The following is a 5,062-nucleotide window of genomic DNA, read 5'->3' on the forward strand; positions in this document are numbered from 1 at the left end:
CATACTGTCTGCGTGTGGGGTCCACGGCCGCCGCGCCTGCCGCTTCGGTTTGCGCCTGCGCCGCGCCGCCCCACGCCGCCTGCGCCACTGCGAACGACAGCGCGGTCATCCTGTATTGTGATGATCTTCGTCGTACTTGTCATTATTTATGTCCTCTGTCATGGCCACGGGCCGGCGAGCGTGAAGCTGGGTTGCGTAGGTCGAGGTCGTTCCCGGGTTCGGCACGGTGAGGTTCACGCTGTTCGCTACGAAATTGATTTTCGAGATCGGGTAGTCCTGCAACTCATTCCAAGGATCGAGCCCCGCCATACCGCACGATTCGCTGATCGTGAACTGGTCTTTAAGGTTGATGCTGTAGTCCGTCGCCGGACACCTGCACCGTCAACGGCGACACGCTGTCGCTGGTAAAAGCGGGGGAGTGCTCGGTGACCGCCACGCAGGCCGGCGGCAATGGCTACGCCGCGACGTCGGAGAATCAGCTTTTCGTCATTCCCAAACAGCCGCAGAAGATCGTCTTCCGCAATCCGGGCGCGCAGCCGCTGGATGCGACGCCGGTTGTGCTGGCCGCAACCTCCAGCGTCGCGGGCAAGACCGTGACCTTCGCGTCCAGCACGCCTTCGGTCTGCACGGTCAACGGCAACGCACTGGCCAAGGTCGCCGACGGGATCTGCACCGTCACCGCCACGCAGGCCGGCGACGACACCTATGCGGCGGCGACGTCGACCAAGAACATTCCGATCGGCAGCGCAACCTCGCCCGCGCTGACGTTCTTGAGCGGCTACAAGGACACGTCGCATACCAACGAGAACGGCGGCGCCGGCGGAAGCGCGTACACCAGCGAGAACGGTTGGTGGTGCAACGGCGCGTGCACGACGACGGTTGCCGCCGACGGCAGCAGCATGACGTTCGGCTTCAATGTCAAGCTGCCGCAACCCAACGACGGCAATCGATGGATCGGCAGCGGCTGGAACATGTACGTGCTGGCTGCCGGCCTGGATGATCTCGTCAAGGGCGCCGACACGACGGTCGGCATGCATATCGATGCCCAGGCGATGATCAAGTTCAATCTCGCGCGAAGAACGCCGATTGGTTCACCTCGAGCAACAACAAGGTCAACGTCCAGCTGATCCTCGGCCACCACGCGATGGTGCCGGACGGCACCAACCCGGACAAGGACTGCAACGTGACCTTGCAGGCGGCGCTGTCACCGACGTCCATGGCGGCGACGGACTACAGCATCAACCTTAAAGACCAGTTCACGATCAGCGAATCGTGCGGTATGGCGGGGCTCGATCCTTGGAATGAGTTGCAGGACTACCCGATCTCGAAAATCAATTTCGTAGCGAACAGCGTGAACCTCACCGTGCCGAACCCGGGAACGACCTCGACCTACGCGACCCAGCTCACGCTCGCCGGCCCCATCACCTTCCAATGACAGAGGACATAAATAATGACAAGAATTGAGACAAAGATCGTGAGGAAACCGATCAGGATGACCGCGCTGTCGTTCGCGGTGGCGCAGGCGGCGCTGGTGTGGGGCGGCGCGGCGCAGGCGCAACCGAAGCGGCCGGCGCCGCGGCGGCCGTCGACCCGGCCACGCAGACGGTCGTCGTGTCCGGCCAGCGCGCGGCCATGCAGTCGGCCCAGAAGCTCAAGCAGTACGCCGACGAGGTCATCGACGCCGTCGTCGCGGAAGAAGCGGGCAAGCTGCCGGACAAGTCGATTACCGAGGTGCTGCAGCGCGTGGCCGGCGTCACCATCGACCGCAACCGTTCGCGCGGCGACCCGGAACACTTTTCCGTCGAAGGGTCCGGCATTTCGGTGCGGGGCCTGTCGTGGGGCTCATCCACGCTGAACGGACGCGAATCGTTCTCGGCCGGTTATCCGGGACGCGAATTGAGCTGGGGCGACGTACCGCCGGAACTGATGTCCGCGGTGGTCGTGCACAAGAATCCGCCCGCCGAACTGATCGAAGGCGGCGTCAGCGGCCAGGTGGACCTGCGCACCGCGCTGCCGTTCGACTACAAGGACGGTAAAGTCGCCCTGTCGGTGAACGGCAACTACAACGCACTGGGCAGCAAGAAGTCGCCGGGGGTCTCCGGCCTGGTCTCGAAGCGCTGGAAAACCGGCACCGGGCAATGGGGCGCGCTGATCGACCTGTCGGCTAACCGGACCAATTCGCACAACGATACGGTCCAGCTGGACGCGTATTTCCCGCGCACCGACATCGTGGCCGGCCAGACCGTCTGGGCGCCGAAGTCCGCGTCGTTCCGCACGAACACGAGCAAGAACGACCGCGCCGGCATCTATGGCGCGTTGCAGTGGAAGAACAACGGCATGGAATCGGCCCTGACGTACTTCCACTCGGGCTACCGGACGGCGGGCGTCGAAAACGCCACGTTTACGGGCGTCGAGGTGCCCTACAATTCCGTGCTGCTCGATCCCGTGTTCGACAAGAACGGCGTGCTGCAGAAGGCGACTTATACGTACCCGGCCGGCGGCCTGGGGGCGAACAACTTCTCGGCCGGCGGCCTGGGCTTCCAGTCCGACACCGGCTATGACGCCAGCCGCTCGCAGACGCGCAAGATCGCCTGGAACTTCAAGTGGAAGATCAACGACCGCTGGACGGTCCAGAACGACGTGCAATGGGTCCATGCGACGAACAGCAGCGAGGGCGGCGTCATGACCCTGGGCACCTTCGTGCCGAGCATGGGCATCGACCTGTCGCACAATCTGCCGCAGGTCACGTTCGACGACCAGTCGCGCGCCTTCCTGGCTGATCGCAACAATTACTACATGAACTTCATGATGCCGTCGCTGAGCAAGGCGAAAGGCGACCTGTACACGTGGAAGACGGACGCCCGCTTCCGCTTCGACGACACGGTGCTGCGCGACCTGCGTTTCGGCATGCGCCTGACCAAGCGTTCGGCGACCCACGTCGACGGCAGCGGCACGGGCTGGAAGAGCATTGCCGAGCCGTGGAACGTCAACCAGACGGCCGTGCCGGGCTCGCCGCCCGATCCCGCGTCCAAAGGCTGGCAGTCGCGCTCGACCTTCGGTTACTTCAGCGATCCGCGCTACGGCAACTTGGTACCGACGACCGCGTATAACTTCCCGAACTTCTTCAACGGCAAAGTCCCCGCGATGCCGACGATGGTGACGCCGACCATGGCCTTCACCAAAATGTATCCGGCCAGCTATGCGCTGGTGACGAAGGCGCTGGGACTGGAGTGCCAGGACGGCAACAAGTACTACGGCACCACCAACGATTGCTCGACGGCGGACGGCGGCTGGAAACCGCTGACCTACGACGGCGATCCGGCCCAGACCAGCCGCCAGCAGGAACGCACCGAGGCCGCCTACGCGCAGCTGCGCTTCGGCTACGACGAATGGCGCTTCCCGGTCGAAGGCAACGCCGGCGTGCGCGTGGTCCGCACGCGTTCCGTGTCGCACGGCTACACGATCTTCAAGCCGACCTATGGCGCCACGACGCCGCCGGTGGTCCCGCAATTCGGCACGATCAACGAGCCGCTGGATGCGTCGAACCGGTACATCGACGTGCTGCCCAGCCTGAACCTGAAGGCCGACCTGACGGACAAGCTGCAAACCCGCTTCGCGTTCGCCAAGTCGATGTACCGTCCGGCCTTCAACGACCTGAACGAGTACATCACGCTGAGCCAGGGCATCACGATGGGCACCGGCACCGAGAGCGGCAACGTGCAGAGCATCAACTACTCGGGCACCGACAAGGGCAACGCCAACCTCAAGCCGATCCGCGCCAACAGCTTCGACTGGACGCTCGAATGGTATCCGGGCAGCGGCTCGTCGCTGACCCTCGCCCTGTTCCGCAAGAACGTGCGCGACATCATCCTGAACACGGGCTTCACGCGCAGCTACAAGGACCTGGCGGGCAATTCGCAAAGCTTCCTGATCACGGGACCGGACAACGTGGCGAAGGGTTCGGTGACGGGCGCGGAACTGGCGGGCCAGACCTATTTCGACCATGTGCCGGGCCTGGACCGTCTCCTGCCGGCCTGGGCCAAGGGCTTCGGCATCGCGGCGAACTACACGTACATCGACAGCAAACAGGATTTATATCATCCGTTCAACCTGAAGTATTGCCCGGCGCTCGGATGCGTTCCTGCTCGGCGGCTGGTCTGGGCCGGATCGCCGTCGTAGGTCAGCGGTTTCCAGCCGCCGTCCGCCGTCGAGCAATCGTTGGTGGTGCCGTAGTACTTGTTGCCGTCCTGGCACTCCAGTCCCAGCGCCTTCGTCACCAGCGCATAGCTGGCCGGATACATTTTGGTGAAGGCCATGGTCGGCGTCACCATCGTCGGCATCGCGGGGACTTTGCCGTTGAAGAAGTTCGGGAGGGTCTGCGCGGTCGTCGGTACCGAGTTGCCGGTAGCGCGGATCGCTGAAGGAACCGAAGGTCTTGAGCGCGACTGCCCAGCCTTTGGACGCGGGATCGGGCGGCGAGCCCGGCACGGCCGTCTGGTTCGACGTTCCACGGCTCGGCAATGCTCTTCCAGCCCGGCGCCGCTGCCGTCGACGTGGGTCGCCGAACGCTTGGTCAGGCGCATGCCGAAACGCAGGTCGCGCAGCACCGTGTCGTCGAAGCGGAAGCGGGCGTCCGTCTTCCACGTGTACAGGTCGCCTTTCGCCTTGCTCAGCGACGGCATCACTGAAGTTCATGTAGTAATTGTTGCGATCAGCCAGGAAGGCGCGCGACTGGTCGTCGAACGTGACCTGCGGCAGATTGTGCGACAGGTCGATGCCCATGCTCGGCACGAAGGTGCCCAGGGTCATGACGCCGCCCTCGCTGCTGTTCGTCGCATGGACCCATTGCACGTCGTTCTGGACCGTCCAGCGGTCGTTGATCTTCCACTTGAAGTTCCAGGCGATCTCGCGCGTCTGCGAGCGGCTGGCGTCATAGCCGGTGTCGGACTGGAAGCCCAGGCCGCCGGCCGAGAATTGTTCGCCCCAGGCCGCCGGCCGGGTACGTATAAGTCGCCTTCTGCAGCACGCCGTTCTTGTCGAACACAATGAGGCGGCACGATCT

The 5,062-nt window shown here is 63.9% G+C and carries 6 protein-coding genes; 4 read left to right on the forward strand and 2 right to left on the reverse strand.

The window, feature by feature from the left end:
• Window positions 1-105 precede the first annotated feature (105 nt).
• The gene (locus tag ACWNCF_RS05485; protein ID WP_449406315.1) at window positions 106-309 is read right to left on the reverse strand and encodes a hypothetical protein; all 204 of its coding nucleotides are present in this window, start codon (window positions 307-309) and stop codon (window positions 106-108) included.
• A 116-nt stretch (window positions 310-425) separates the two neighbouring features.
• Here ACWNCF_RS05485 and ACWNCF_RS05490 point away from each other — a divergent pair, with 116 nt between their 5' ends.
• The 3 genes from ACWNCF_RS05490 to ACWNCF_RS05500 all read left to right on the forward strand — a co-directional run bounded on the left by ACWNCF_RS05490 (window position 426) and on the right by ACWNCF_RS05500 (window position 4,179).
• Entirely contained in the window at window positions 426-1,127 is a 702-nt protein-coding gene (locus ACWNCF_RS05490; RefSeq protein WP_449406316.1) for a hypothetical protein, read from the forward strand.
• 17 nt (window positions 1,128-1,144) lie between these two features.
• Window positions 1,145-1,435 (forward strand): hypothetical protein, encoded by a 291-nt coding sequence (locus ACWNCF_RS05495; RefSeq protein ID WP_449406317.1) that lies wholly within the window; start codon window positions 1,145-1,147, stop codon window positions 1,433-1,435.
• A 98-nt stretch (window positions 1,436-1,533) separates the two neighbouring features.
• Window positions 1,534-4,179, forward strand: a complete 2,646-nt coding sequence (locus ACWNCF_RS05500; protein ID WP_449406318.1) for a TonB-dependent receptor — start codon at window positions 1,534-1,536, stop codon at window positions 4,177-4,179.
• On the opposite strand, the gene ACWNCF_RS05505 is transcribed toward ACWNCF_RS05500, so the two are convergent.
• Entirely contained in the window at window positions 4,098-4,685 is a 588-nt protein-coding gene (locus tag ACWNCF_RS05505; protein ID WP_449406319.1) for a hypothetical protein, read from the reverse strand. The genes ACWNCF_RS05500 and ACWNCF_RS05505 overlap by 82 nt on opposite strands.
• A 95-nt stretch (window positions 4,686-4,780) precedes the next feature.
• Between ACWNCF_RS05505 and ACWNCF_RS05510 the strand changes: the two genes are divergently transcribed.
• A complete protein-coding gene (locus ACWNCF_RS05510) occupies window positions 4,781-4,936 on the forward strand; it encodes a hypothetical protein (RefSeq protein ID WP_449406320.1) in 156 nt (51 codons plus the stop codon).
• The last annotated feature ends 126 nt before the right edge of the window (window positions 4,937-5,062 follow it).

It is taken from the genome of Massilia phosphatilytica (genome assembly GCF_977014125.1).

Coding starts and splice junctions, on each gene's coding strand:
- ACWNCF_RS05485 (WP_449406315.1), bottom strand. CDS start 309: ATGGCGGGGCTCGATCCTTGGAATGAGTTGCAGGACTACCCGATCTCG.
- ACWNCF_RS05510 (WP_449406320.1), top strand. CDS start 4,781: ATGCTCGGCACGAAGGTGCCCAGGGTCATGACGCCGCCCTCGCTGCTG.
- ACWNCF_RS05495 (WP_449406317.1), top strand. CDS start 1,145: ATGGTGCCGGACGGCACCAACCCGGACAAGGACTGCAACGTGACCTTG.